The following is a 3,098-nucleotide window of genomic DNA, read 5'->3' as shown; positions in this document are numbered from 1 at the left end:
CCGATCCGCTGCTCGACGAGGATTATCTGATCCTCTCGACCATCCATTCGGCCAAGGGGCAGGAGTGGCGCAACGTGTTCGTGCTCAACGGTGTGGACGGCTGCATTCCGTCCGATCTGGGCGCGGGCAGCGACGAAGAGCTGGAAGAGGAGCGCCGGCTGCTCTACGTGGCGATGACGCGTGCGAAGGAGGATCTGCACATCGTCGTGCCGCAGCGCTTTTATGTGCACAACCAGGCGGCGTCCGGCGATCGTCACGTGTGGGCGTCGCGCACGCGCTTCATCGCGCCGTCGATGCTACCGCTGTTCGAGTCGCGCGCGTGGCCCGCGCCGCCGGTGGCGAGCGCGCCGAGTGCGGCGGGACTGGCCGCCGCGGCGCGCGCGAAGGTCGAGATCGGCGCGAAGCTGAGAAAAATGTGGGACTAGGGCGCGCGCCGGGCGTGTGAGCCGGATCGGCGCGCCGCCCCTGAGAGCGGAGGGCTTAGCGAGGCTGGTTCTTCGGCGGCGGCACGAAGAAGTTGCGCAGCCAGGCGGCGAGGCGCGTGAAGACATCGTCGGGTTCTTCGACGAAAATTTCCGGCTTCAGCAGACGCAGATATTCCATGATCTGCTGCGCTTCCTGCTTCTGGAACGTGCCGTGCGCGATGCCCAGACGCAGCAATCCACGCAACTCGCCGAGCCGCTCGCGCGCGAGCGAGCCGGTGGCCTGTTCACAGCCGATTTTCGCCTCGTAGACGCGCTGGCGCACCGATTCCGCGAGCCGCCACGCGGGCGTCTGCATGATTTCCTCGAGCGTCTGGATGTCCTGCACGCCCGACTTGATCTGCGCGGCGAGCGGGTCGATCTGCGCTTCCTCGCCCTGGGCTTCCTGCACGATCGCGGCCGCCCATTCGCGGCATTTCTTCGACAACTCGTCGGGCGTCCACTCGGGACGCGACGCGACGCCGAAGCCAAAATCGCCGGCCTGGCGCATCAGCATCGACACGACTTCCGGAAACTCCTTGTCGAGCGTGCGCTTGGCCCACGCGTACTGGCCGCCCTGCAATAGCCGCTGCACCGCCTGCTCGGTGAGCGGCGTCATGTTGTCGAGCAGCTTCGCGCGCAGGAAGTCCTCGAACGACGGTGTAAGGAATTGCGGGTCGAGCTTCAGCGAGACGCGCAGGAACGCGTCGAAATCCTTGCGTAGCGACGCAAGTGTTTCTTCCTTGAGGTTAAGGGTGATATTCCCCATTCTGGTTGCCCCGATCTATTCCTGGCGTTGCCTGGTGATGGCCAGTCTTCGGCTGACCACTGCGCCAAGGCAGGCTTCGACGGTTTAACGGCGCGGCGCGGCGAAACTTGAGTGACAGAGTGAAAGGTTCGCTCGAACGCGTGCCGTGAAAGGGCCGCGGGCGGACGGGCGGCGGCCCGTCCGTAGGGATTTGAGTGCGCACTCCAATGCGTATTCAGGCGCGCATTCCGGCGTGCATTTCAGCGCAGCACGACGCCTTGCCAGATGAAGAACACGCCGAGGCCCACGGCGATGGTCAGCAGCGGACGCTTCGTCAGCGCGCTCACGACGATCGCCGCCAGCGCGCCGACGAGTTGCGGATTGCGCCAGCTCAGTTCGGCGCCCTGGCCGTGCGGCGAGACGGCCATCGGCACGATGATCGCCGTGAGGACGGTCACGGGCACGAAGCCGAGCGCGGTGCGCACGAGCGGCGGAAACACGAGCCGCTCGCCGAGCACGAAGACGGCGGTGCGCACGATCCACGTGATCAGCGCCATGCCGAGGATCAGGACGACGTAGTTCATGGGCTGGTTCATCGGCTGCCTCCTGCGGCGGCGTGCGCCTCGCGCGGATGCCGGTCCGGACGCGGTTTGGCGGTCGGGTTCGATGAGTTCGAGGGCGCGTCGGTGTCGGCTTCGGCATGCGATTGACGCGGCTTGCGCGGCAACGAAAGCGCCACGCCCACCACGACGCCCGCGAGCACCGCGCCGAGCAGCCCGAGCTTGTACGGCCACGCCTGCCAGTAGAACGCGAGCACGCCCGAGGTGACGGCCGCCGCCAGAAAGCGCAGCGCCACCAGTTGAGGCACCACGATGGCGATGAAGGTGGCGACCATCGCGAAGTCGAGTCCGAGCGACTGCAGGCCCGGGAACGCCGCGCCGAACAGCAGGCCCGCGGCGGTCCAGATCTGCCAGTTCAGATACATCGAGAAACCCGAACCGAGGAAGTGCCATGGAGAGACGTCGTCGCCGGGATGGTGGCGGCGGTAATGCGCCCACGCGACGGCGAACACCTCGTCGGTGAGCACGGCGCCGAGCGCGAGTCGCCAGCGCAGCGGCAGATGCGAGACGTAGGGCGCGAGCGTGGCGCTGTAGAGCACGTGGCGCAGGTTGACGATCAGCGTGGTGGCCCAGATCACGGCGTAGCTCGCGTGCGAGGCGATCAGCCCGAGCGCGATGAACTGCGCCGAGCCCGCGAATACCGCGAGCGACATGAACTGGCCGTGCCAGAGCGCGAGCGGCCCCGACGTGACGAGCGTGCCGAAAATCATGCCGAACGGAGCCGCGCCGATCATCATGGGGATCATGTCGCGCGCGCCGGCGGCGAATTCTTTGTAGCGATGAGGGTGGGTGGTCAAGCTGTCTCTCCTGATTCGGAAAGCAGCATAGCGAGCGGCGCGCCGCGTGGCTTGTACGATCTTGCGGCGCGGTTTGTCGATCAGCTTGGCGGCGTGTGTCTTGGCGATGCGGACGACGCTCAGGAAAACGCGCAGTAAAGCGCGCAGTAAAGCGCGCAGTAAAGCGCGCAGTAAAGCGCGCAGTAAAGCGCTCAGGACGACTGCCAGCGTCCCGGCGGCACGCCGAACATGCGGCGGAAGTGACGCGTGAAGTGGCTTTGATCGGCGAAACCGCTGGCGGCGGCCACGTCGGCGACGGACGCGCCCGCACGCAGCGGCCCGAGTGCGCGTTGCAGGCGCAGTTGCGTGCGCCATGCGTGCGGCGGCAGACCGGTCGCCTGGGTGAAGAGGCGCGTGGCGTGGAACGGCGACAGGCCGACCGCCTGGGCGAGATCGGCGACACGCAGCGGCGCGGGCAGATCGGCGGCCAGCA

5 protein-coding genes are annotated in these 3,098 nt (G+C 67.1%); 1 reads left to right on the top strand and 4 read right to left on the bottom strand.

From position 1 onward, the window contains the following. The coding region (locus G3N97_RS37375) for a 3'-5' exonuclease (RefSeq protein ID WP_205997777.1) at positions 1-425 on the top strand (425 nt) is incomplete at its 5' end. Between the two features lie 55 nt (positions 426-480). Here G3N97_RS37375 and G3N97_RS37370 read toward each other — a convergent pair. The 4 genes from G3N97_RS37370 to G3N97_RS37355 form a co-directional block, all read right to left on the bottom strand. Then, a complete protein-coding gene (locus G3N97_RS37370) occupies positions 481-1,230 on the bottom strand; it encodes a DUF4088 family protein (RefSeq protein WP_176080963.1) in 750 nt (249 codons plus the stop codon). 239 nt (positions 1,231-1,469) lie between these two features. Then, positions 1,470-1,793: an AzlD domain-containing protein gene (locus tag G3N97_RS37365; protein ID WP_205997779.1), complete on the bottom strand. Its 324-nt coding sequence runs from the start codon at positions 1,791-1,793 to the stop codon at positions 1,470-1,472. Positions 1,794-1,801: 8 nt separating this feature from the next. After that, entirely contained in the window at positions 1,802-2,575 is a 774-nt protein-coding gene (locus tag G3N97_RS37360) for an AzlC family ABC transporter permease (protein ID WP_205997778.1), read from the bottom strand. A gap of 242 nt (positions 2,576-2,817) precedes the next feature. Continuing rightward, positions 2,818-3,098: helix-turn-helix transcriptional regulator (locus tag G3N97_RS37355; protein ID WP_205997776.1), on the bottom strand; the 281-nt coding region annotated here is incomplete at its 5' end.

Origin of the sequence: Paraburkholderia sp. Ac-20347, from assembly GCF_017104805.1 — a bacterium.
Lineage (GTDB): Bacteria > Pseudomonadota > Gammaproteobacteria > Burkholderiales > Burkholderiaceae > Paraburkholderia > Paraburkholderia tropica.
The sequence above is the reverse complement of the archived record's forward strand: the minus strand, read 5'-3'. Positions and strand labels throughout refer to the sequence as shown.

Coding starts and splice junctions, on each gene's coding strand:
- G3N97_RS37360 (WP_205997778.1), bottom strand. CDS start 2,575: ATGATCCCCATGATGATCGGCGCGGCTCCGTTCGGCATGATTTTCGGC.
- G3N97_RS37370 (WP_176080963.1), bottom strand. CDS start 1,230: ATGGGGAATATCACCCTTAACCTCAAGGAAGAAACACTTGCGTCGCTA.
- G3N97_RS37365 (WP_205997779.1), bottom strand. CDS start 1,793: ATGAACTACGTCGTCCTGATCCTCGGCATGGCGCTGATCACGTGGATC.